This is a genomic window from Olivibacter jilunii (assembly GCF_900607235.1).
Lineage (GTDB): Bacteria > Bacteroidota > Bacteroidia > Sphingobacteriales > Sphingobacteriaceae > Olivibacter > Olivibacter oleidegradans.
This window is the reverse complement of sequence record NZ_LR027853.1, coordinates 334663-357424: the sequence shown is the minus strand read 5'-3', so window position 1 is coordinate 357424 and position 22762 is coordinate 334663. Positions and strand designations below refer to the sequence as shown.

Sequence of the window (22762 nt, the reverse complement as noted above, 5' to 3'; positions counted from 1 at the left end):
TATCAGAATACCATTTATAGACAGCAAATTTTGCATAAAAATGTTAAGTACATGTTAAGTAAACATTACCTTTTATGAATCAAAATTAGGAAATTGCTGGTTTATCTGACGGTTCTGATGGTTTACTTGCTGTTTTGCTCGCGGTTGCAGGCGTCGCTTTTTTGGGAGCAGTTTTTGGCTGACTATTAACATTCGTTGCCGGCTTTGCGCTTGTTTTATTACCCGTAACAACTGCCTTCTTTTCCTCTTTAACGGCGGGTTTTAATTCTGCTTCTTTTTTCGCTTGGTTTGCAATTTGATTAGGAGTGACAACTTTTTTTGGTTGCGATACTGCTTTAGTGGCTGCTGATGCTACCGCCGATTGCTTACTATCTGTTTTAACGCTGCCAGTTGATGAAGAAGCGCTTCGCTGCGGAACAGCTTTTTTTACCGTTGTTGTTGCTAACGGGCTCTTTTGCGGGCTTGTCTTCTTGCTTGTGCTTGCAGGTGGCGTGGCGGCGGTTACCGGTTTTGTTGGAGTAGCCTTTGGAATGGGTAATTTTGCAGGAGCTACCGATTGAGTTTTACCACTAACTTTGCTAACCTCTGTCTTTCCAACCTTGTCATCCTTCACAGGCTCCTTTTTCGAAGTGTTGCTGGTTTTAGTTGCAGTTTTTACTTTCTGCTCTACTGCTTTTGCACTTTTTTCTGCCTTCTCTTTTGATTTCTTTTCTACCTTTTCTCCGACAGTTTTGACTTTCTTTTTGGAAGCCTCTGCTTTTTTCTTCGTTTGCCCTTTAGCACCTTCTATTTTATCCGACAGCTTTTCCGCGAGTTTCTTACTGGCTTTCTTAATATCTTTTGCCAAATCTTTCGTTTCATGCCCTAAATCATTCAATAGAGCCGTAACACGTTTAGTTAGCGATTTGGTAACTTTTTGCTTATCCGCTTTCTTTTGTTTTTTTGTGATTTTCTTAGCCATAACCGTTTATTTAAGTTATATAAAGCTAAGCAAATTAAATACCGGAAACAAAGGATTATTTATCCCACGATTTTTTCTCAAGTAGCTCCATTTGCCATATAATCTGTTCCTCTGTGATGGGATAAGGTTTATCTTTCCGGATTTGTTCATATACGGCATTAAACAAGCCCTTATAGTTCCCTTTAAGCGCCTCTTTATAAAAAATCTGTTTTTGATTAGTTTTATTGATAATAGTTAATAAGCCCTCTTGACCAACGGCTTCCAGTCCGAATTTTTCGTCAGTCGGCCACATCCCTTTGTCCAATTGTTCCTCTTGCACATCTGCTCGGTTTTTTTGAAAAGAGCCTTTTGTGCCATGTATCACATACGCGGGCAAGGGCTGTGCAACTAACAAACTTGCATGTGCAAAAACAGTAAGTCCGTGTTCATAAGTTAATACAAAGGTGAAAAAATCATCTACCTCTGAATTTTCTCTGTGAATGCTTGTCAGCTTGATGCTATCTTTAGGCTTACCGAACAGCGAGATTACCTGGTCAAGCAAGTGCGGACCTAAATCATAGGTTAAACCAGCGGCTGCCTGATTGATTTCTTTAAATGTTTTAGGACTCTTTTCTTTCCTATAACGATCGAAACGGATATGAAATTCAATTATATCTCCAAGCGCACCACTTTCAATAATTCTTTTAACAAGTTTGAAGTCACTATCCCATCTTCTGTTCTGGAACACCATTACATGCTTACCTTGTTCTCTGCCAAGATCAAAAAGCTCTTTCACTTCCTGACTTGTGGCAGCACAGGGCTTTTCGATTAGCACATGCTTTCCTTTCAGCAAAGCCTTTTTGGCATAGTCGAAATGTGTCTGGTTCGGGGTGTTTACCACAACCAGTTCTATATCCTTATCATCTAATAACTCATCAACGCTATCATAACTGATAATATTGGGGTATCGTTGCTGTGCCGTTTTTTTACTTCTTTCTACAACCGCTTTGAACTTAAACCGCGTATTTGTTTCAAGAAAAGGCGCATGAAATATTCTACCAGACATACCATAGGAAAGTATGCCTGCTATTACCGGATATTTTGACATATACTTATAAGTTTTATTGTTTAATAAAACGCTAAATCCCGTAAATAGTTTTGCTAATCGGATTAGCTTTTTATCTCAACAAAATTTCATCCTATTTCTAGGTTCTGTTAAAAAATACCGAGCCGGGGCCAAGGAAATATACAAAAGAAAAAGGTGTCTTTAAAAAGTTACTTTTTATCGTTATCCCGACTTGTACCTTTTAAGACACCTTCCTAAGGCACTCTGAAAAAGCTTACAGTAAAGTTTTTGTCTCTTCTATGCTTTTTTCAAGAACAGGAAGTGCCTCTTTCGCATATTTTCTCACACTGACATCTGTGGTGCGGGCTGCGCCCTCAAATTGGTGAAGAATAGCTTCCTGATTATGTAGCGAGTGTTTTAGAAATTCTTTATCCAATATGCTTGCCTGAGCAGAATCCAAGCCGGCAGGTAATTCCAATGAGTGCATAGCCGGGAAAGGAATCAGTACATCAGATTTGGTAGCCAATTCCTGAACTTTTGCTAACACATCTTTATATTGGGTGCTTAAATTTGTAGCTAAGGATTTTACACTCGCATTGCTTCCTCGCTGTGAAATGATATTAGCAAACTCTATTTCCTCATTCGCCAATTGATATACCGTACGATAAAATCTATATTCTTCGGTATCTGCTTTCGTGATGTTTGTGTAGTATAACTCTGCGCTGGCCTTATGTTCACCAACACTTGTACAGGAGCTCATCGATAAAACACATGCAAAAGTTGACAAGCCAAATAAAGCTATCTTCCTATTCATTTTTAATTTCTATTTATGTATGTACAGTTTTGTCCAGCAAACCTAACATAAAATTTTCCTATTATCAATTTTTATGTACAAATCCACTGTGAATACCACTCAATTATACCAAATTCCTTCCAGCGTTGACAATACCATATACCGTGCGGGTGAGTAATTTACCATAAATCTCATAATTCGGATCATCCGTACTCAAATTATGCATTTTTTTAATCGCATAATGTTGAATAATGACAAGAGGTAGAACGATTTTCTCTCTCGTAGCAATCGATTTCCTTTCTACGGGATATCGTTCCATAAGCATCGTGGTACCCGTTAATTTTAAAAAGTATTGCTTAGTTAACTCAAACTCTTCGCGAAGCATATTCCAAAATGTCCCAAACTTTTCGTCGTCTTTTAAATAGGCAGTGATATTAAAATTTGATTTCGTCATAGACATAATACTATTGTCAATGATTGTTTTGAACATACCGGAAGTATTATAAAGTTCTTGCACTTTATCCCACTCGCCCGAATCGTCTGCATTTTTAAGCGCCGTTCCCACGCCGTAACAACCAGGGACACTTTGCTTCAGTTGGCTCCAAGCGGTTACAAAACTGATTGCCCGTAGGTCCTCCAATCGTAATTCAGAATTTGAATTTCTTTTTACCGGTCTACTGCTGATGTTAAGAGATGACAGGAACTTCAATGGACTAAGTTCTTCCAGATATTTTAGGAATAAGGGGTGTTTCCTTAGCTCCATAAATTTATTATAGCTCGCTCCAGCCATACGATCAATCAACATTTTCTTCCCCTGACTGAGGGTATCGCCAGGTTTGGTTTTTATTCCTGAAGTTATACCGGCATTCAACAATTGCTCAATATTGTAATGTGCGGTATCAAAAGAGCCATACTGACTACTTATCGTTTGCCCCTGAATCGTTAATTGAATATGATCATTCGCTATTTCATCACCCATAGAAGCATAAAACCGTTGGGTTTTCCCCCCTCCTCTAGCCGGAGGCCCGCCCCGTCCATCAAAGAAGGTTAAATCGACATCGTATTTACGCGCCATCGCAGTAAGCTCCATTTTTGCTTTGTAAATAGACCAATTGGCCATTAGGTATCCACCATCTTTTGTGCTATCTGAAAACCCGAGCATAATTGTTTGCTTATTCCCACGGTGTTTAAGATGGGATTGATAAGCCTTATTGTTATAGAGGATTTCCATCACTTTAGCCGCACGCTTCAGATCATCTACCGTCTCAAACAATGGTACAAAATCAATTGAAAGCGTCTCTTTCTTCCAACCGTTCCATAGGAAAAGTTCCATAAGGGACAGAATATCTGACGCTTGTTGACAATTACTGATAATAAATCGATGGCAGGCCTTCGGCCCTCCCGACTGCTGGATTTTTTGAACAAAACGAATCGTTTCTACCATATCCAGAATTAAAGGATCCTTAATATTGTCTGTTGGTAAATCAGCCTCACGGAAGCGAGCGGACATAATCTTGTCTGCCTCCTCCAACGTTTCAAAATCTGCATCAATTCCTGTCTCTTCCGGATGAGCTTTGTAGAGGTATTGATATGTTTTGCGGAGGATGCTGCTATCCTGGCGAATATCCAAGCTCGAGAAGTAGGTCCCGAAAATTTTAACCTTCCGCAAAAGATCGTCCACAAGGTTCACAAAAAGACGGTCGTGATAGTCGGTAAGCACTCGTTTTACTTCACTTAAATTGAAGATGATAGCGTCTTTTACATTCTTTTGATTTTCCTGTGGGTTAAAGCTATTCTCGTAGAAAATTTCCTGCAAAGCTGCCATATACTTTTCCACTCCTCTGAAAGTAATACGGCGTTTCATCACTCTAAAATCCCGATAATAACACCTGAACAAGATGGTTCTCAACAAAGCAGAAACCTCTTTTGTACTTTCTGTAGTCACATTAGGATTTCCATCGCGATCCCCCCCCGGCCAGAAGCCCAACTCAACGATTTGTTTTTCCGCTTCCCTAATACAACCATTGGCATCAAAGTCATTATCCACCATACATTGTATATCCGAAACAACCGGGTAAAACACATGCTCCAAAAACCAGGCTAAGCTCCTGGCTTCGTCAATGGGAGTTGGCTTATTTTTCTGTAGGAACGGTGTCTTGCCTAATTGCTGTAACAATAAATGGATATCGTTAATGTCATTCTTTTTTAGAGCCCCTGTTAAGTCGGTGATAATACCCAACACTTCGCCCGGATAGAACTGTGTAGGATGGGCGGTAAGAACCAATCGCAGCGAAAAATCTTTCAACCGATTAACGATCTTATCACGTAATACGTTATTATTTTCAGCACGTTTAAATAAAGATTCCAAAGATCCGGCATCATCGGCCCTACCGGTCTTCGAGAAAGCGGCATCTTCTATCGCATCAAATAAAACGACCTGTCTTTCGATATATTGGATGATCCGGAAGAGTAAATCGAAGCGATCGGCCTTGTGAATATATTGTTCGTATTGTCCAAAAAAACTTTCAATTATTGCTTCGGGATCCATTTTATCATTTACTCCCTTTTCGATATGCGTTGAAAAGAAAGGTAATAAGGTCCCGGTATGCTTGACTTGATAAAATGGTAATGTTAAAAAAAGACTGTTATAGAGTTCAAAGCGTGTCAAGACCTCATTCTCATAAACAGCTTCTTTCTGACTTAGTTTCATAAATACCTCAAAGATTAATACGTGGTTAAAAACAAAAATTTATTGTTTTTTCAACAAAACGGCACAAAATACAAATAAATATCAAAACAATCTAAACTTAACTACAATTCACCAAGCAATTACCCTCGTTATGATAACATTTTTCAATTTAATTACTCAAACAATAAACAGCATAATGCGGTTAGTGTCTATGCAATAACAGGTACGATACTGATAAGTTTTGCTTGACGCTTTTTTATTACGGTTCTCAATAATATGGATAAAAATGCTTTACGCCGTTTAGAAAAAATAAAATGACTTTAATCAGTCAAAATATCTAAAGCAAAAAATAAGTCGGCCGGATTTTTGTATATTCGTCAGTAAATCCCAAAATGACAAGGGGAAAGTCATTCATACTATTATTACTGATTTTTTCTAGTGAAACAAACACAAGCTATTAAGACATTTTTATATAGTCAGTATTTTGCCGATGGTTTGCGAATTGCTTTTGGGGCCCTGGTTCCTGCTTTAATCTTTTCCTATTTAGGGGACATAAGAACGGGGATAGCTGTCTCTTTAGGGGCGGTAATTACCAGTATTGTAGATACCCCTGGCCCTACAAAAGACCGAAGAAATGCGATGCTGGTGTTAGTAGGCTTTATCTTTGTGATATCGTTTATCACCAAATTGATTAACCCTTTCGATGTAGCTGTTATCATCTTTCTGTCTGTCCTCAATTTTTCTATGTGTATGATAGCGGTTTACGGAACGCGGGCAGCTTCTTTGGGCACGGCCGCAATTCTAGTGATGATCCTTAATATGGATGATTTAAAGATGACTGCTGACAGCTCGCTTATGCATGCTGTCTATGCAACGATTGGAGGAGCTTGGTACATGCTTTTGAGCCTTACCTTAACTCAATTTCGTCCATTCAGACTTTCCCAGCAGGCCCTAGCTGAATGTATTCAAGATACCGCTGCTTATGTACGATTAAAGGCCAATTTTTATGATATAACCGTTGATAACGACAAAAACTACCAAAAATTGATTGACCAGCAAGTGATCGTTCATCAACATCAGGATGTCGTGAGGGAGTTACTTTTTAAAAGCAAGGCGATTGTAAAAGACTCTACGCGCTTAGGGCGCGTATTGGTCATTATATTTACCGACATGGTAGATATTTTTGAACGAACGATGGCTACACATTACGATTATGAGGCCATTCGCCATAACTTCGGAGATACAGATGCTTTAAGGGCTATTAGAATAACGGTTAACAGATTAGCCAATGAGATGGACAATCTGGCTTATCATATCAATGCGAATCATCGACCAAAGAAATTATACGATTTCAAATCGGACTTAGAACATATAAAAGGGGCAATAGATCGCGTAGAAAACACAGGCAAAAACACGGTAATCTTAAAAAAGATATTAGTCAATATCCGGGATTTAATTAACAAGCTCAACAACATTTATCAATACTTTGATACGCAGACCGCTCAATTTAACAATCAGGAAACAGATTTAACTAAGTTTTTATCACATCAGTCATTCAATCCGAAGGTTCTAAAAGACAATTTAAGTTTAAAATCGTCTACTTTCAGACATGCCTTAAGAATGGTGATTGTGATGATTGCAGCTTTTTTTATTTCGAAACTAATCCCTTTTGGCAATCATAGTTATTGGATTTTAATGACCGTCCTGGTTATTCTTAAACCGGGTTGGAGCTTGACAAAGCAACGCAATTATCAACGTATGTCAGGCACTATAATCGGCGGACTGGCGGGTATCGCGATTCTACTTGGCATTGAGCAAGAGATTGCCAGATTCATTTTTTTAATGATTTTTATGGTATTAGCTTACAGCTTCATTCGCATTAACTACATTCTAGGTGTCATGTTTTTAACACCTTACCTTTTACTTTTATATAGCTTTCTCGGCGTAAGCACCTTTGAAATTCTTCAGGAACGTGTGATAGACACCATAACCGGTAGTTTATTGGCTTTTACTTCCAGTTACATCATTTTCCCGAGTTGGGAAAGTAAAAATGTACAAACCAGTATGCGAAAGCTCCTTATTGCTAATTACAATTACTTAGTCAAAGCGCTGGAGTATATTATTGGTATAGAGGTAAGTGAGACTGAATACAAATTGGTTAGGAAAGATGTCTATGTTAATATGGCCAATATGACCTCGATTTTTCAGCGAATGATTACCGAGCCAAAAAGCAAACAAAAAAACGCTAAAGAACTAAATAAGTTCTTAATATATAATCACATATTATCCTCTTACTCAGTTGCATTGGTAGCTGTTGTCAAAAATGCTGCTCAGCAGTCACTCACCGCTGAACACATTAGATTGACACGAAAATCGCTTAAACAACTTTCTCAAACGATTTTGCAGTTTAAAATGACTGAAGACGATGAACCTTTTATCGAAACAGATATCAAAGTGGTTACTGCTTTGCCGGAGGATACGGGAGAAAACGAAGAAACAAAGTTAATAACAGAGCAAATTTCCTTTGTAAGCAAAATTACTCAAGATTTGAATAAAATATGTGAGCGCATGGATTTGCTAAAAGAAGCAGCCTAGCCCGATATTTTGTTGTTTTATCGATTCGGCATCCAAACCAACGACTGAGCAATAGTTTCGAAAGATTAGATTGTTCGCAATTATAAAAAATTTAAACTATTAGGGCCTTGGTTAAACAGTAAGTCAACAATACTTAAATTTGGAAGGAATCCATGCTTAGGTTCAAACACCTGAAAATACGGCTTGAATTCCTTGGCTTGATAGGTCTGTTTTGGGTGAATGCGGTTTCTAAAATCTTGAATACCGGCATCATTATCCAGATATGAGGTCGTAAACGTTAACGCCTTTCGTATTTTTAACAACCGAAGCAACATACTTGTCAGATCGGTATTGAAATCAAATAAAAATTCATATTTTTTTTCGTAAAATGGCGCGAAGTCATCCTCATAAAATTCAAAATAAGCTGACCGTCTGTAGGAAGTTTGCAAACTCATCCAATGTAGGCGTTGCCAGTCACTCTCATAACTTATCCGTACATCCTTCATCACCGTGTGTACTTTTGCACCCTTCCTAACAGGAATGATCAAGTCCAATTTACCATTTGGAGAGTAGATACTCGCCCTATTTCGATAGGTTTGCTTGGGGAAGTGTTCGAATTTTTCGACTAGAATTTCATCTCCGTCGGCGCTTAACATCTCGCTCACCGCAGCAATCGGAGCCAAATAAAAGCAGGGAAATAGTTTGTCTGTTTTCTCCATGATTTTGGAATTAAACCGCGAAAATACATATTAGCCGATAAATAAACTGCAATCTTCTGAAAAAGAAAAGACATGCTTTAATCAGAACTGCTTATAAGTTTGTAAAAAATTTCCTTTTCAAAATAAAGAAATCGGATATTTGCAAATTCTTTAGTAATTCGGTCTGGCTAAAATTAAGATGAACTTAGGGAATCGCATTGTATCTTTTTTTGTATTTATAATCTCTTTACTTCCCTTTTGGGTATTATATTGCTTGAGCGATTTTCTTTTTTTTATCCTATATTATGTAGTAGGTTACCGAAAAAAGGTGGTATACGAAAATCTATCAAACTCGTTTCCCTCAAAATCAGATGAAGAGATAAAGCAAATTGCCAAAAATTTTTTTGTTTTCCTCTCGGATATGATCATTGAAACGATTAAAATGAGGACGATTACGGCAAAAGAAGTGGAAAAGAGAATGGTGGTTCACGCCACACACGAAATTTACCGCCATTTAGAACAAGGAAAGCCTGTAATCGGTACAACCGCACACTACAGTAACTGGGAGCTGGGTATTCATCGATTGTCTTTGATGCTGAAAGACCCTTTATTGATCATTTATAAACCTCTCTCAAACAAGGGATTTGAACAAACATTTAACAATATACGATCGAGATTCAATGCCCAAATGGTACCGATGAAACAGACACTCCGGCAGATCCTTGCCTATGAAAACACACCACATATGAGTATGTTTCTCTCAGACCAAACACCTGCGCGTTCGGAATCTAGCTTTTTTACGCCTTTTCTGGGACAAGATACACTAATGTTTCTGGGGATGGAAAAAATAGCCAAGCGTACTGATTTTCCTGTTGTTTATTGCCATATTAACCGGATAAGGCGTGGATATTACGAATGCACCTTTTCTACTTTATTTGAAACACCGAAGGCTACGGATAACCACGAAATCACGTTGGCATATAACAAGTACCTCGAAAAACTGATACATGATAAGCCCGAACAGTGGCTATGGTCTCACCGTAGATGGAAACATAAACCCAGTGCATGAATAAAAAAGTAGCCGTCGTAATACTGAATTGGAATGGAAGGAGTTATTTGGAAAAATTCCTTCCCTCGGTTTGCGCAAGCACCTACCCAAATCTAGAAATAGTAATAGGCGATAATGGTTCAACAGATGATTCCGTTTCATTTATACAGACCGAATATCCGTCTTTAACGCTCATAAACAACAAGGAAAATTTTGGTTTCGCCGAAGGATACAATCGTGTCCTTGAACAGGTTGAGGCCGATTATTTCGTCCTCCTTAATTCTGATGTACAGGTCGATCCTTATTGGATAGAGCCTGTCATCGAACTGATGGAAGCAGACAGTAAAATAGGAGCTGCTCAACCGAAAATACTTTCTTTTTACGACAAAAAGAAGTTTGAACACGCTGGCGCAGCAGGTGGATTTATCGATTATTTAGGTTATCCTTTTTGTGCAGGAAGAATACTTGAGAAAACGGAAGTCGATCAAGGGCAGTACAATCATCCAAAAGAGATATTTTGGGCAAGCGGTGCAGCTTTTTTTATAAAAAGGGATGCCTGGAGAAAGGCGAAAGGCTTTGACAAAGATTTCTTTGCTCACATGGAGGAGATTGACCTGTGTTGGCGGCTGAAGCTCTTTGGGTATAGCATATATTATTGTCCGAAATCAGCGGTTTATCACGTTGGTGGTGGTACGCTGAGTAAGGAAAATCCATTCAAGACCTACCTCAATTTTAGGAATAACCTCGTTATGTTGCAAAAAAATCTGCCCTTAATGCAAGCAATATTCGTTATATTTATTCGTTTTTGGCTAGATTTCATTGCCCTGCTCCGTTTCATATCGGAAGGAAAACGAAAAGATGCACTTGCAGTCAGCAAAGCACATGTGAATTTTTTCAGGAATTTTCGAAAAAACGCTCGTAAAAGAAAACGAACCAAATCAAAAAAAGTATCGTCTGGCATCTATCGCGCGAGCATTATTTGGGCTTACTTTATACTTCAAAAGCAGAAGTTTACTGAATTGAATAATAAAAAATTCTAGAAAGGCAAACAAAAAGAGCGGATCGTAGTTTATAAATAAACCTTTTATAACAACCCATGAAGATACTTTTTTATATTCTATTGTTTTTACCATGCTTGTCGACGGCTTATGGACAAACAAGTTCACTCGCAGGAGCTTGGCAGCTTAAAAAAGACGACCTTCACCATACATTGGTTTTTGTAGACAACTACCTGTCTTATGCCTTATATGACTTAAATGGTAAAAAATTTATTAATACCTGGGGTGGCCCCTATAAGCAACAAGATAAACAGATCGTGGTATCTATTGAGTACAACGCTACAAAGCCCGAAGAAGTACAAAAATCACATACCTTTCAGTTCGATTTAACTAAAGACCTTTCTATTAATGTAACCGGCAACAAAGAAAATTGGCAACGAATAGATAGTAATGATGCGCCTTTGGCAGGCGTGTGGCGAATTACCAACCGAAAAGTAGACAACCAAATGAATGAAATGCCATTGAGGGATCGGAGAACATTGAAGATACTCAGTGGCACTCGGTTTCAATGGGTAGCAATTAATGTGAAAACCGGCGAATTTTCAGGTACGGGAGGTGGGACCTATAGCTTCAAAGATGGTAAGTATATTGAGAATATCGACTTTTTTTCCCGGGATGACAGCCGTGTTGGAGCGAGCCTGACTTTCAATGGGAAATTAGACAATGGTCAATGGCATCACAGCGGGTTGAGCTCAAAAGGAGCACCCATTTATGAAATATGGAGTCGCATGTATCAGTAGCGAATAGTGTTAGTAGATAAAGCTATGCACCGCCAAGCGATAACTATCTAATCCAAAACCACATAGAACCCCTTTACAATATTTAGCCAAATACGAATGATGTCTGAACGCTTCCCGCGCATGAACGTTCGAAATATGCACCTCGATAACCGGTGTTTTTATAGCAGCGATTGCGTCACCTATTGCCGCTGAAGTATGCGTATATGCTCCGGCATTTAAAACGATACCATCATAAGAAAAACCCACTTCATGCAATTTGTCGATAATTTCACCTTCATGATTACTTTGAAAATAAGACAGATCGATTGAATCAAAGTACCCTTTCAGTTCTTCGAAATAGCTTTCAAACCCTTTATTTCCGTATATTGAAGGTTCCCGCACGCCAAGTAAATTGAGGTTTGGGCCGTTAATGATTTGAATTTTCATCTTTATAATCGTTTTGCGCAACGCTTTTTAAGCAGTAATCCATGCAGGTTTCATTAATTAATAATAGCTTTGCATGAAATGTTATGACAGTATGCTTTACGGCAAAGATAATATTTTCATTAAAAGTTTATTCGTCTTTTCCTATTAAAACGCGACCCGCTTATGGGAGTAATATTGTTTGATGCCATCGTTGATTCGAGCAAGGTAAATGATTGCCTCAAATAGGCGGGCTAATTAATAAATTAATACTGATGAAAAACACGTTTCTCTTCATCTCCTTTTTCCTACTAGCAGGGATTATTATCACAGGCATTTGGTGGACGCCAATATATTGGTCGTTCATCATCGTTATACCCTTGTTCTTTCTCGGTCTCTTCGATGTTTATCAGTCAAAACGAGCCATCAGACGCAACTTCCCTGTTTTCGGTAGACTCCGTTATGTGATGGAAGGCCTCCGCCCCAAGGTACAGCAATATTTCATCGAAAGTGACACGGACGGACGACCTTTTAGCCGAATTCATCGTAGTGTGATCTATCAACGTGCAAAAAAAGAAATGGATACTACTCCTTTTGGCACCCAACTAAATGTGTATGAAAACAATTATGAATGGCTTAATCATAGCATCAATGCTTTACATATGGATGCGTCATGTGAAGATCCAAGGGTTATTATAGGTGGTCCCTCCTGTTCACAACCGTACTCAGCGAGCATATTGAATATATCGGCAATGAGCTACGGTGCCTTAAGTAAAAATGCCATCATGGCACTAAACAAAGGTGCTAAAATCGGCAATTTTGCTCATAATACCGGAGAAGGTGGCATAAGTGATTATCATTTGGAAGGTGGTGGTGATTTAATTTGGCAGATAGGAACAGGCTATTTTGGATGCCGCTACCCGGATGGAAATTTCAATCCGGAAGCATTTGAACAAAAGGTGAATCTCCCGCAGGTTAAGATGGTTGAAATCAAACTATCACAAGGTGCTAAACCAGGGCATGGAGGCATATTGCCTGCGGCAAAGCTAACGGAAGAAATTGCGCGTATACGGTTAGTTGAAATGGGCAAAGACGTTGACTCTCCCCCCTATCATCGCGCATTTAAAACACCGATTGAGCTATTAAATTTCATCCAACAGTTACGTGAGCTATCTAATGGGAAACCCATTGGTTTCAAGCTATGTATAGGACATCGAAGTGAATTTGTAGCCATCTGCAAGGCGATGACTGAAACGAAGATTTGCCCTGATTTTATTACCGTCGATGGTGGTGAAGGAGGAACAGGCGCCGCTCCCTTGGAGTTTTCCAACAATGTTGGGATGCCTCTAAGAGATGCCTTAGCCTTTGTTTACGACACACTTACAGGCTTTGACCTGAAGCAACACATTAAGATTATAGCTTCCGGGAAGATCGCCACGGGTTTCGATCTTGTTAAGAATTTCGCGCTTGGTGCAGATATCTGCAATAGCGCGCGGGGGATGATGATGGCCCTTGGCTGCATACAGGCTTTAGAGTGTAATAGCAACAAGTGTCCTACCGGCGTAGCTACACAAAACGCTCATCTGGTACGTGGCCTCGTAGTAGAAGATAAAAAAACAAGAGTTGCCAATTTTCATCAGCAAACAATAAAAAGTGCCATTGAGCTTATGGCAGCGGCGGGCATCAGACACCCCGATGACATTCATAGAGCTTATATCCATCGAAGAATTTCTCCGGATAAAATTTTGACTTATTTAGACAGCTATCCCTATATACCCAAAGGTTCATTACTCAAAAAGCCATATGCTAAACAATTTGAGCTGTTGATGACAATAAGTGATCCACATTCTTTCACACCAAACTTCAGCAATCTTAACTGGGACGAATTAGAGTGGGCAAGAAAACCGATGACAAACTGATAATATTGACATAAAGATAATATGGGCCCAATAGGTATTTTCGACTCCGGTTATGGAGGATTAACAGTTTTTAAAGAAATCAGCCATACGCTTCCTCAATACGACTACATTTATTTTGGCGATAATGCTCGAGTTCCCTATGGTACACGCTCGTACGACACTGTGTATCACTATACGATGGAATGTGTAAACCATTTATTTGATTTGGGTTGCCATTTAGTTATATTGGCTTGCAATACGGCTTCTGCAAAAGCCTTAAGGACTATTCAACAAAAAGATTTACCGAAACGCACAGACTTACGAAATGTTTTAGGTGTTATCAGACCAACGACCGAAATTATCGATCGCTTCACTATAAGCAATCACGTCGGTATTTTGGCTACTTCGGGAACGGTCAATTCAGCGTCCTACGTGCTGGAAATCCATAAGTTTTTCCCTCAAATTAAGGTGTATCAGGAAGCATGCCCCATGTGGGTTCCTTTAGTAGAGAATAATGAAATGGATTCGCCTGGCGCCCGTTATTTCGTAAAACAACATATCGATCGCCTCTTGCAACAGTCTACCGAAATTGATGCCGTCATTTTAGCTTGCACACACTATCCCCTATTGTTACCTACAATTAAGGAATTTATGCCAAAAGGTGTACAAGTGATTTCACAAGGAAGCATCGTAGCGAAAAGTTTAGCAGATTATCTGTATAGACATAAGGAAATAGAAGCTCTTTGTACAAAAAATGGCGCACGGCAGTTTTTTACAACTGAAAATGTTGAGAATTTCAAGGAAAAGGCCAGCATTTTTTATGGTTTACCGGTTGAGGCAGCACAATTTGACCTGACCCACAAAATACCTTAGCAATACAGTGTTCAGCAAGTGGGCGATTAATCGGCAAAAAATTTATCATGAAAATTCACAAAAAACAGTTCCTTTGTGGCTCTCGTGCAAGCGGTATAGAGCCAACGAAGGAAATCCATATTAAGCATTTCATCCGTTAAAAAGCCTTGATCAATAAAAACGGCGTCCCATTGCCCACCTTGTGCCTTATGGCAAGTAACTGCCATAGAAAATTTGATTTGCAATGCGTTATAATACGAGTCGTTTTTAATAGCTGCTATTTGCTCTTTCTTACTTCCCAATTCTTGATAGTCTTCCATTACCGAGTCGAACAATTTTCGCTGACTTTCTGTAGGTAAATTAGGAGAGTCTGTGTATAAAGAATCTAGTAGGACTCTACAGGATAAAGGCTCCAAATTATCTTGGTCGACGAAAGCCAAACTTACATCGGCAAACCGAAAACCATGTTGTTCATGTACATTACGAACCCGTTTTACAATTGCCATATCTCCATTAGCAATAAACTGCTGCGCATCGCTTTCTCCACTTGTCCAATAATAATTGTTTCGCACCACCATTACATGATCTCCTCCGGTCAATTCCTCTTCTCGATAGAGTATCCGGTTACGTATTTGCTGATTATATAAATTGGCACTTTTATTTGATCTACAAATAACCAATGTATTTTCGATTCCATATTTGTCATAAGCATAATGAAGCCCTTCGATAAAACGCTCACCCGTCATCCGATAGACATCGGCGAAGTTTCTTACCTTTAGTTTCGGAAAGTGGAGCTTTTTATTGCTACCGTCTAACCTAATTTGTTCGCGAATAGCGGTGGCATTACGCAAAATACCGGAGTTACTCGTTTGTCGCACCACCTCGGTCAATTCGCAGCTCATTACGTGATAGCCAAAATGGTCTCTTATATACCTCGGGTTTAAGGCGGGACTTTCCAATAATCCCACCGGGGGGAGCTGGGCGGTATCTCCTACAAACATAAGTTTGCAATTATCACCGCTTTCAACATAAGTTATCAGGTCTTCCAACAAGCCGGTCTTTCCGAAACCACTCTGCTCATTTGAAATCATAGAAGACTCATCTATAATAAATAACGTATTTTTATGTAAATTATCGGACAAAGTAAAAGACATATCCGGTGTGCCGGCGACTTTCTTTCGATAGATTTTTTTATGGATAGTAAATGCCGGTCTTTCTGCATAAGCACTCATTACTTTAGCTGCTCTTCCCGTAGGTGACAATAGGATCGACCGCATATTTAGGGCCGGCAATACACGTACCAAGGTGCTAATAAGCGTAGTTTTACCCGTACCGGCATAGCCCTTTAAAATAAAACAAGTCGCCTGTTGTTTAAAACTTAAAAAAGTGGCCAGTTCTTTAAATGCTTCCTTTTGCTGCGGAGTGGGTGTAGCGGGAAACGATTGCTCGAATTTGTTAATTATTTCCACATTCAAACCTAACACAAAAAAATGCTTTTTGCAATATCGTTTGTAAAGGGTACTTTTGCTAGCCATGAGTGAATTATTGCAAATAGAATTTATTGACGACAACTTCACCGTAGATAAAAGTGAGGATTACCAGTTATTAGTAAGACAAGGCAACCATCGATCACAAATGGCCATTTTTAGTCAGCAAAATCGCCTATTATTACTGCTCTCTTGGCAAAAAGATGTCAGGGAAGAGCGTGTCGACCAATTGTTGCACTTGGCTTATCAATCCAAAGTTCTATCAATTGATACGAATTACAAGATGTTAATACCTAACGAATTATACAATCCATCTCAAGAAGTATATTACTTAAATGCTTTTTTTTTAGACAAGGAAAATCATTCGTTATTAAGCAGTTATATAAAGCCATTCGCCGCGCAGTGCATCTACGGCATATCAAAAGAAGAGCAAAGACAATTACTTTTGAATTTTCCGGATTTCATGATTCAATCCGATAGTACAGCCATATTAAGTGCACTCGCAGCTATTGCTTCAGATCACAAAAACTATCTCTCTCTTAACTTTGGCGAAGGGTATGCAGACTTCTCTTACATCTCAGACGGGAAATTGATATACCACCATATGCAGCCAAGTCAGGATGCAGACGAATTTAACTACTTTCTATTGGCTATTGCCCAAGAATACAACATCAACCTTTCTAGTATATCAATAATAATTTCAGGTCAAATAGAAGTTGACGATCCAACCTATCAACGCCTGAAAAAATACAGTAATCAATTGTCTTTTTTGGATTTGTCCGGTGTAATGGAATGTAGCAATTTCAATGTACTGAAAAAGGGGTATCAAAAGTTATCATTATTCGGATTATTATGCGCATAATTGGTGGACGTATTAAGGGGGTAAAACTTTCACCCCCCACAAATTTACCGGTTCGTCCAACAACCGATCTAGCAAAAGAGGCCTTATTCAATATATTGGAAAATCGACTTGTATGGAGCGAAACGGACGCATTGGATTTATTTAGTGGCACAGGCAATATTTCAATTGAATTGGCCTCACGAGGCGTCAAAAGTCTTTTATCCGTAGACATTCACGGTAAATGTTGCACATATATAGATACTCAAAAGAGCAAATATCAATTGGAGCAGATGAAGATCCTTAAAGCAGATGTGCTGAAGTTTATAACCGGATGCAAACAATCTTTTGACTTCATTTTTGCTGACCCCCCTTATGATTTGCCACAACTCCCTTTGTTACCTAACATGCTCTTCGAGCATAAACTATTGAATCCAAAAGGATTGTTCGTTTTAGAGCATCCCACTACTAGAAAGGTGGATCAGCATGTTAGCTTTGTGGAGCAACGCGTGTACGGTTATTCATCATTTAGCTTTTTTGAACTTTCCTAGCGCGCTTTATATTCGAATTATTTTCGATAAGTTTGAGCTTAAATTGATAGCAATAAACATACACCACCATGAAGAAGCGAGTTGCTGTATTTCCCGGGTCTTTCGACCCTATTACTAATGCACACATGGATATCATATTAAGAGCCATTCCTTTGTTCGACGAGATCCATATCGCAATTGGATTAAATAGTTCAAAAACGCCTCTTCTAAGTAGTGATATGAGAAAAACAATTCTTGAAGCTATTTTCAAGGGTAAACCTTCAGTTCATGTTTCAAGCTACACCGGTTTAACCGTAAATTATTGCAAAGAGGTGGGCGCTTCCTATATTCTTAGAGGGCTTCGGAATGCAGCAGATTTTGATTTTGAGAATGCAATAGCGCAGAATAATCGACAACTTGAACCGACTATTGAAACTGTTTTATTATTTGCAAGCCCCGGCTTTGGGCATATCAGCTCCACCATTGTAAGAGATATACTTAAGCACCGAGGCTCTATCAAACATCTTGTACCAAAGGAAGTGCTAAATTATATATAGGCTTTTTTCTCAAGCACATCCTTAATAATGCCGTAGGTATTTGACAAAACATCGCCTACACGATCAGGATGGACCCATTGCGCATCCGTAATATCTTCACTTGTCTGAGGAATCAGTTTTGGCTTTTTGTTCACCCCCATTTCATACCAATTTGTCTTTTTAAGCACTACACTGCCTTTCATCTCATAAGCATGGTAAGATGATATAATTTTTGGCCCCAAATAGTCGACATGTATACCACATTCTTCTTCAACCTCACGAAGAGCAGCGCGCTTACTTTTTTCTCCCGGATCTATCTTTCCTTTTGGTAAATCCCATTTTCCCAATCGATGTATAAAAAGGATATCTCCATCTCCGTTCCGCACCAAGCCGCCGGCTGCACCGATTAACCTTACCGACCTTTTGATCATTTTAAGCATCGCTTTCGGATCTTCTACTAAAAGTAAAAATTTAGTGGCACTTTCAAGTGATAAACTTTTCTTAAAAAGTTTTACAAAATCAAAAGACTGTAAATCAATTTGTTGAAAAGCATCCAAGTAGCTAGGCGTAAAATCGGTCAAGAGAAGGACCGATTCGTTCATATAAATTTTATAAATTTGCATCATGAATCACAAGAGTGAGATTGAACAAAAAGTTGCTGAATTTTTATTGCAAATTAAAGCAATTAAATTACAACCTTCCAAACCTTTTACTTGGGCATCGGGTTGGAAGTCCCCAATTTATTGCGACAATCGCATATCATTATCACATCCTACCGTAAGAACGTACATCAGACAAAAGCTTTCTGAAGTTATCCAAGAAGAGTTTGGTTCTATCGGAATGATAGCCGGTGTAGCGACGGCGGGTATCCCACAAGGTGTACTGGTGGCACAAGATCTCGGCCTGCCTTTTGCCTATGTACGATCAAGTGCAAAAGAGCACGGACGACAAAATATGATTGAAGGAGAAATCATAGAAGGGCAACGGGTAGTAGTTATTGAAGATTTAATATCTACAGGAAAAAGTAGTTTGAAAGCGGTAGAGGCATTGAGAGAAGCCGGATGCGATGTAGTGGGATTAGTAGCTATTTTCAGTTATGGATTTGATGTAGCGGATGAAAATTTCAAAGCGGCTAAATGTAGGTATACTACGTTGTCAAACTACAATGCTTTAATAAAATATGCTTCCGAGAATGGCTTCGTCCATCATGAAGAAGAAGATTTGCTACGTGAATGGCGAAGAGATCCGGCAAATTGGGAACCTAAAACTGTATAGATTTTCGTAAAGAAGCATATCGATGACTGTTATAGAAAGCAAAAGCATTATCAATCAACCCGTAGAGAAGGTATATAACTTTCTTGCCGATTGCAATAATCATGAAAAACTGATGCCCGAAAATGTTTACAATTGGTCATCTACTAAAGACGAGGCAAGTTTTACTGTTCAGAATATGTCTAAACTTGCCTTAAGAGTTAGTGAGCGTAAAGAAAATCAAGAAATATCCATTGTACCTTCGGAAAAGGCCCCCTTTGATCTCACATTAAGTTGGAAGGTTAAATCAATTGACCCTAGCACCAGCGAGGCTGTTTTCACTATTCAGGCAGATCTAAACATGATGATGAAGATGCTTGCCAGCGGGCCTTTAAAGAAATTGACGGATTACCAGACAACGAAATTAAAAGAAGAATTGGAATCCTAGCTTGGGACACTCCTTTAGTAAAAAAACCTGTCTATTTTAGGCAGGTTTTTTTATATAGAGACAGAGATTTACTCCGCCATTTTTTCATATAAAACTTTAAAGAACAGACAGTTAGTCATTGAAACCAAATCACGTAGCGACAAAATGTCTGTTTTCGTCAAACTACTTTTGATGGTATTCGTTTTGATATAGTCTAGCAAATCCTTATAAGACTATTAATAAAACGAAAATGAATTTAAACAACTTTACAATCAAGGCGCAGGAAGCTATTCAAAAAGCCTCGGAGATTGCGGGTGGAAACCAACACCAAGCTATTGAAAATGCGCACTTATTGAAGGCTCTTCTTTTAGTTGATGAAAACGTTGTAAGTCATTTATTAAAAAAACTCAATGTCAATATAAATCGCTTGAACGAAGCCTTGGATCAACAAATCAGCGGTTTCCCTAAAGTAAGCGGAAGCAATATATATTTATCTTCTTCTACTAATACAGCTTTACAAAAAGCACAGGGATACCTGAAAGATTTCAAAGATGACTTTGTATCGGTAGAGCACTTATTATTGGGCGTCCTAAACGCGGGTGATAAAGCCGCTGCTGCATTAAAAGATCAGGGTGTCACGGAAAAAGACTTAAAGAAAGCCATCATTGAATTAAGAGGTAACACACGGGTAACCGATCAGAATGCGGAGGCTACATATAATGCCTTGAACAAATATGCACGTAATCTGAATGAATTTGCCGAATCGGGAAAGCTCGACCCGGTGATAGGACGAGACGAAGAAATTCGACGGGTTATCCAAATACTCTCCCGCCGGACCAAGAATAATCCAATCTTAGTTGGGGAGCCGGGTGTCGGTAAAACAGCAATAGCAGAGGGTATTGCCCATCGTATTATCAAGGGTGATGTGCCGGAGAACTTGAAAAGTAAAACGGTCTTTTCTCTAGATATGGGGGCCCTAATCGCCGGTGCCAAGTATAAGGGTGAGTTTGAAGAACGGTTAAAAGCCGTTGTAAAGGAAGTAACTGATAGCGATGGAGAGATCATTCTCTTTATCGACGAGATCCACACACTCGTAGGTGCAGGAGGTGGTGAAGGGGCCATGGATGCCGCCAATATTTTAAAACCGGCTCTGGCGAGAGGAGAGCTACGTGCCATAGGGGCCACTACACTCAATGAATTCCAGAAATATTTTGAAAAAGACAAGGCTTTGGAACGCCGATTCCAGAAAGTCATGGTAGACGAGCCCGACACACAAGATGCGATCTCTATTCTAAGAGGTATTAAGGAGCGGTATGAGACGCACCATAAGGTGCGAATAAAAGACGAAGCGATTATCGCTGCCGTTGAACTTTCACAACGCTATATTGCGGATCGTTTCCTACCGGACAAGGCCATTGACTTGATGGATGAGGCTGCATCTAAACTTCGATTAGAAATGGATTCCGTTCCGGAAGCAGTTGATGAAATCGAACGCAAAATCATGCAACTTGAGATTGAGCGCGAAGCAATCAAGCGGGAAAACGACACCCATAAAGTAGAAGAGTTAAGTCGCGAAATAGCAAACCTAGCCTCGGATAGAGACTCCTTGCGCGCCGCTTGGCAAAGTGAAAAATCACTTGTCGATAATTTGAACCATCACGTACAGCAAATTGAAGATTTTAAGCTGGAAGCCGAGCAGGCTGAAAGGGCGGGCGACTACGGAAAAGTTGCTGAAATTAGATACGGTAGAATAAAGCAGGCACAAGATGAGCTTGAAAAGTTAAAAAAAGAACTTGAAGAAAAACAAGGCACTGGTCGTATGCTTAAGGAGGAAGTTACCGCCGAAGATATAGCTGATGTGGTTTCCCGTTGGACGGGGATTCCTGTAAGCAAAATGGTGCAGAGCGAAAGGGAAAAGTTGCTTCATTTGGAAGAAGAACTTCATAAACGAGTTGCAGGACAAAGTGAAGCCATAGAAGCCATCTCGGATGCCATTAGAAGGTCGCGTGCAGGTTTAAGCGATAAAAGAAGACCGATCGGATCTTTTATATTTTTGGGAACAACAGGGGTTGGTAAAACAGAATTGGCAAAAGCGCTCGCCGAATTTTTGTTCAACGATGAACATTCAATGGTCCGGATTGATATGAGCGAATACCAAGAGCGGCACGCCGTTTCACGATTAATCGGTGCGCCTCCCGGTTATGTTGGTTATGATGAAGGTGGCCAGCTAACCGAAGCTATCCGCCGCCGCCCTTATTCGGTTGTGTTATTGGACGAAATCGAAAAGGCGCATCCTGACGTATTCAATATTCTTTTACAAGTTTTAGATGATGGACATTTAACCGACAACAAAGGACGTGTGGTGAATTTTAAAAACACCATTATCATTATGACCTCAAATATTGGTTCTCACCTGATCCAGGAAAATTTCAGTGAATTGAATGAAATAAACCGAGATGAGATTATAGCCAAGACAAAAAATGAAGTATTCGAGCTATTGAAGAAATCGATTAGACCGGAATTTTTGAATCGGATCGATGAAGTTATCATGTTTACTCCACTAAATCGTGATGAAATCGGTGAGATCGTTCGTCTTCAATTTAATGGGGTACAAAGACAATTGGCTGAAATGGGCATACAGCTGGAAGCCTCGGATGAAGCGCTCGATTGGTTAGCTCAATTGGGTTATGACCCTCAATTTGGCGCACGACCGTTGAAGCGCGTCATACAAAAACGAATTTTGAATGAGCTGTCAAAAGAAATCCTTGCCGGAAAAATTGACAAAGACAGTAAAATCAAATTAGATATGTTTGATCACAAATTCGTTTTCTTACAGGAGAATAGCTAATATTCATTTTTCAGGAAAAGAGAGTGTCTCCTCTTTGTCAAAGACAAATATTGCGAGACACTCTTCTTTTTTATTTATATATAGTAT

At 39.3% G+C, this 22762-nt stretch carries 20 protein-coding genes; 12 read left to right on the top strand and 8 right to left on the bottom strand.

What is annotated here, in order from left to right; translation table 11 throughout:
* Nucleotides 1-85: 85 nt before the first annotated feature.
* The 4 genes from E0E36_RS19860 to E0E36_RS19845 form a co-directional block, all read right to left on the bottom strand.
* On the bottom strand, nt 86-961 hold the full coding sequence (locus E0E36_RS19860; RefSeq protein WP_130857445.1) for a hypothetical protein: 876 nt from the start codon (nt 959-961) through the stop codon (nt 86-88).
* Nucleotides 962-1016: 55 nt separating this feature from the next.
* The gene (locus E0E36_RS19855) at nt 1017-2048 is read right to left on the bottom strand and encodes a Gfo/Idh/MocA family oxidoreductase (RefSeq protein ID WP_130857444.1); all 1032 of its coding nucleotides are present in this window, start codon (nt 2046-2048) and stop codon (nt 1017-1019) included.
* A gap of 232 nt (nt 2049-2280) precedes the next feature.
* On the bottom strand, nt 2281-2820 hold the full coding sequence (locus E0E36_RS19850) for a DUF4142 domain-containing protein (RefSeq protein WP_130857443.1): 540 nt from the start codon (nt 2818-2820) through the stop codon (nt 2281-2283).
* Between the two features lie 103 nt (nt 2821-2923).
* Nucleotides 2924-5509: a phosphoenolpyruvate carboxylase gene (locus E0E36_RS19845; protein ID WP_130857442.1), complete on the bottom strand. Its 2586-nt coding sequence runs from the start codon at nt 5507-5509 to the stop codon at nt 2924-2926.
* A gap of 417 nt (nt 5510-5926) precedes the next feature.
* On the opposite strand from E0E36_RS19845, the gene E0E36_RS19840 reads away from it, so the two are divergent.
* Entirely contained in the window at nt 5927-8083 is a 2157-nt protein-coding gene (locus E0E36_RS19840; RefSeq protein WP_130857441.1) for an FUSC family protein, read from the top strand.
* Nucleotides 8084-8163: 80 nt separating this feature from the next.
* Here the strand turns inward: E0E36_RS19840 and E0E36_RS19835 are convergent, their stop codons facing one another.
* On the bottom strand, nt 8164-8781 hold the full coding sequence (locus E0E36_RS19835; RefSeq protein WP_130857440.1) for a WbqC family protein: 618 nt from the start codon (nt 8779-8781) through the stop codon (nt 8164-8166).
* 178 nt (nt 8782-8959) lie between these two features.
* On the opposite strand from E0E36_RS19835, the gene E0E36_RS19830 reads away from it, so the two are divergent.
* The 3 genes from E0E36_RS19830 to E0E36_RS19820 are packed head-to-tail and all read left to right on the top strand — an operon-like array spanning nt 8960 to nt 11606.
* Nucleotides 8960-9829: a lysophospholipid acyltransferase family protein gene (locus E0E36_RS19830; protein WP_130857439.1), complete on the top strand. Its 870-nt coding sequence runs from the start codon at nt 8960-8962 to the stop codon at nt 9827-9829.
* Nucleotides 9826-10848 (top strand): glycosyltransferase family 2 protein, encoded by a 1023-nt coding sequence (locus tag E0E36_RS19825; protein ID WP_130857438.1) that lies wholly within the window; start codon nt 9826-9828, stop codon nt 10846-10848. Before E0E36_RS19830 ends, E0E36_RS19825 begins: the two co-directional genes overlap by 4 nt.
* 56 nt (nt 10849-10904) lie before the next feature.
* Nucleotides 10905-11606: a membrane or secreted protein gene (locus E0E36_RS19820; RefSeq protein ID WP_130857437.1), complete on the top strand. Its 702-nt coding sequence runs from the start codon at nt 10905-10907 to the stop codon at nt 11604-11606.
* Nucleotides 11607-11615: 9 nt separating this feature from the next.
* Here the strand turns inward: E0E36_RS19820 and aroQ are convergent, their stop codons facing one another.
* Entirely contained in the window at nt 11616-12032 is a 417-nt protein-coding gene (gene aroQ / locus E0E36_RS19815; RefSeq protein ID WP_041387448.1) for a type II 3-dehydroquinate dehydratase, read from the bottom strand.
* A 251-nt stretch (nt 12033-12283) separates the two neighbouring features.
* Between aroQ and E0E36_RS19810 the strand changes: the two genes are divergently transcribed.
* Nucleotides 12284-13927, top strand: a complete 1644-nt coding sequence (locus E0E36_RS19810) for an FMN-binding glutamate synthase family protein (protein WP_130857436.1) — start codon at nt 12284-12286, stop codon at nt 13925-13927.
* A gap of 21 nt (nt 13928-13948) precedes the next feature.
* A complete protein-coding gene (murI, locus tag E0E36_RS19805; RefSeq protein WP_130857435.1) occupies nt 13949-14779 on the top strand; it encodes a glutamate racemase in 831 nt (276 codons plus the stop codon).
* A 26-nt stretch (nt 14780-14805) separates the two neighbouring features.
* On the opposite strand, the gene E0E36_RS19800 is transcribed toward murI, so the two are convergent.
* Nucleotides 14806-16242 carry an ATP-dependent DNA helicase gene (locus tag E0E36_RS19800; RefSeq protein WP_130857434.1) on the bottom strand — a complete coding sequence of 479 codons (1437 nt, stop codon included), beginning with the start codon at nt 16240-16242 and terminating at the stop codon, nt 14806-14808.
* A 49-nt stretch (nt 16243-16291) separates the two neighbouring features.
* Between E0E36_RS19800 and E0E36_RS19795 the strand changes: the two genes are divergently transcribed.
* From E0E36_RS19795 to coaD, 3 genes are all read left to right on the top strand, one after another.
* Nucleotides 16292-17107 (top strand): DUF3822 family protein, encoded by an 816-nt coding sequence (locus E0E36_RS19795; protein WP_130857433.1) that lies wholly within the window; start codon nt 16292-16294, stop codon nt 17105-17107.
* Nucleotides 17098-17634, top strand: coding sequence for an RsmD family RNA methyltransferase (locus E0E36_RS19790; protein WP_130857432.1), 537 nt, complete (start codon nt 17098-17100; stop codon nt 17632-17634). The genes E0E36_RS19795 and E0E36_RS19790 overlap by 10 nt, the downstream gene beginning before the upstream one ends.
* A gap of 68 nt (nt 17635-17702) precedes the next feature.
* Nucleotides 17703-18170 (top strand): pantetheine-phosphate adenylyltransferase, encoded by a 468-nt coding sequence (gene coaD / locus E0E36_RS19785; RefSeq protein ID WP_013666416.1) that lies wholly within the window; start codon nt 17703-17705, stop codon nt 18168-18170.
* On the opposite strand, the gene E0E36_RS19780 is transcribed toward coaD, so the two are convergent.
* A complete protein-coding gene (locus E0E36_RS19780; RefSeq protein ID WP_207303790.1) occupies nt 18161-18751 on the bottom strand; it encodes an NUDIX hydrolase in 591 nt (196 codons plus the stop codon). The two genes, coaD and E0E36_RS19780, sit on opposite strands and share 10 nt — an antisense overlap.
* A 22-nt stretch (nt 18752-18773) precedes the next feature.
* Between E0E36_RS19780 and pyrE the strand changes: the two genes are divergently transcribed.
* The 3 genes from pyrE (at nt 18774) to clpB (ending at nt 22675) form a co-directional block, all read left to right on the top strand.
* Complete coding sequence (pyrE, locus tag E0E36_RS19775) at nt 18774-19424, top strand: orotate phosphoribosyltransferase (protein WP_130857430.1); 651 nt, start codon at nt 18774-18776, stop codon at nt 19422-19424.
* 22 nt (nt 19425-19446) lie between these two features.
* Nucleotides 19447-19848, top strand: a complete 402-nt coding sequence (locus E0E36_RS19770; protein WP_130857429.1) for an SRPBCC family protein — start codon at nt 19447-19449, stop codon at nt 19846-19848.
* A gap of 229 nt (nt 19849-20077) precedes the next feature.
* Entirely contained in the window at nt 20078-22675 is a 2598-nt protein-coding gene (gene clpB / locus E0E36_RS19765; protein ID WP_130857428.1) for an ATP-dependent chaperone ClpB, read from the top strand.
* Nucleotides 22676-22762: the final 87 nt, after the last annotated feature.

Bases quoted from the DNA above. Each gene is read 5' to 3' on its own strand.
- murI (WP_130857435.1), top strand. From the start codon at position 13,949: ATGGGCCCAATAGGTATTTTCGACTCCGGTTATGGAGGATTAACAGTT.
- E0E36_RS19810 (WP_130857436.1), top strand. From the start codon at position 12,284: ATGAAAAACACGTTTCTCTTCATCTCCTTTTTCCTACTAGCAGGGATT.
- E0E36_RS19820 (WP_130857437.1), top strand. From the start codon at position 10,905: ATGAAGATACTTTTTTATATTCTATTGTTTTTACCATGCTTGTCGACG.
- E0E36_RS19770 (WP_130857429.1), top strand. From the start codon at position 19,447: ATGACTGTTATAGAAAGCAAAAGCATTATCAATCAACCCGTAGAGAAG.
- E0E36_RS19795 (WP_130857433.1), top strand. From the start codon at position 16,292: ATGAGTGAATTATTGCAAATAGAATTTATTGACGACAACTTCACCGTA.
- E0E36_RS19855 (WP_130857444.1), bottom strand. From the start codon at position 2,048: ATGTCAAAATATCCGGTAATAGCAGGCATACTTTCCTATGGTATGTCT.
- E0E36_RS19780 (WP_207303790.1), bottom strand. From the start codon at position 18,751: ATGAACGAATCGGTCCTTCTCTTGACCGATTTTACGCCTAGCTACTTG.
- E0E36_RS19830 (WP_130857439.1), top strand. From the start codon at position 8,960: ATGAACTTAGGGAATCGCATTGTATCTTTTTTTGTATTTATAATCTCT.
- E0E36_RS19850 (WP_130857443.1), bottom strand. From the start codon at position 2,820: ATGAATAGGAAGATAGCTTTATTTGGCTTGTCAACTTTTGCATGTGTT.
- pyrE (WP_130857430.1), top strand. From the start codon at position 18,774: ATGAATCACAAGAGTGAGATTGAACAAAAAGTTGCTGAATTTTTATTG.
- aroQ (WP_041387448.1), bottom strand. From the start codon at position 12,032: ATGAAAATTCAAATCATTAACGGCCCAAACCTCAATTTACTTGGCGTG.
- E0E36_RS19825 (WP_130857438.1), top strand. From the start codon at position 9,826: ATGAATAAAAAAGTAGCCGTCGTAATACTGAATTGGAATGGAAGGAGT.
- coaD (WP_013666416.1), top strand. From the start codon at position 17,703: ATGAAGAAGCGAGTTGCTGTATTTCCCGGGTCTTTCGACCCTATTACT.
- clpB (WP_130857428.1), top strand. From the start codon at position 20,078: ATGAATTTAAACAACTTTACAATCAAGGCGCAGGAAGCTATTCAAAAA.
- E0E36_RS19860 (WP_130857445.1), bottom strand. From the start codon at position 961: ATGGCTAAGAAAATCACAAAAAAACAAAAGAAAGCGGATAAGCAAAAA.
- E0E36_RS19835 (WP_130857440.1), bottom strand. From the start codon at position 8,781: ATGGAGAAAACAGACAAACTATTTCCCTGCTTTTATTTGGCTCCGATT.
- E0E36_RS19845 (WP_130857442.1), bottom strand. From the start codon at position 5,509: ATGAAACTAAGTCAGAAAGAAGCTGTTTATGAGAATGAGGTCTTGACA.
- E0E36_RS19790 (WP_130857432.1), top strand. From the start codon at position 17,098: ATGCGCATAATTGGTGGACGTATTAAGGGGGTAAAACTTTCACCCCCC.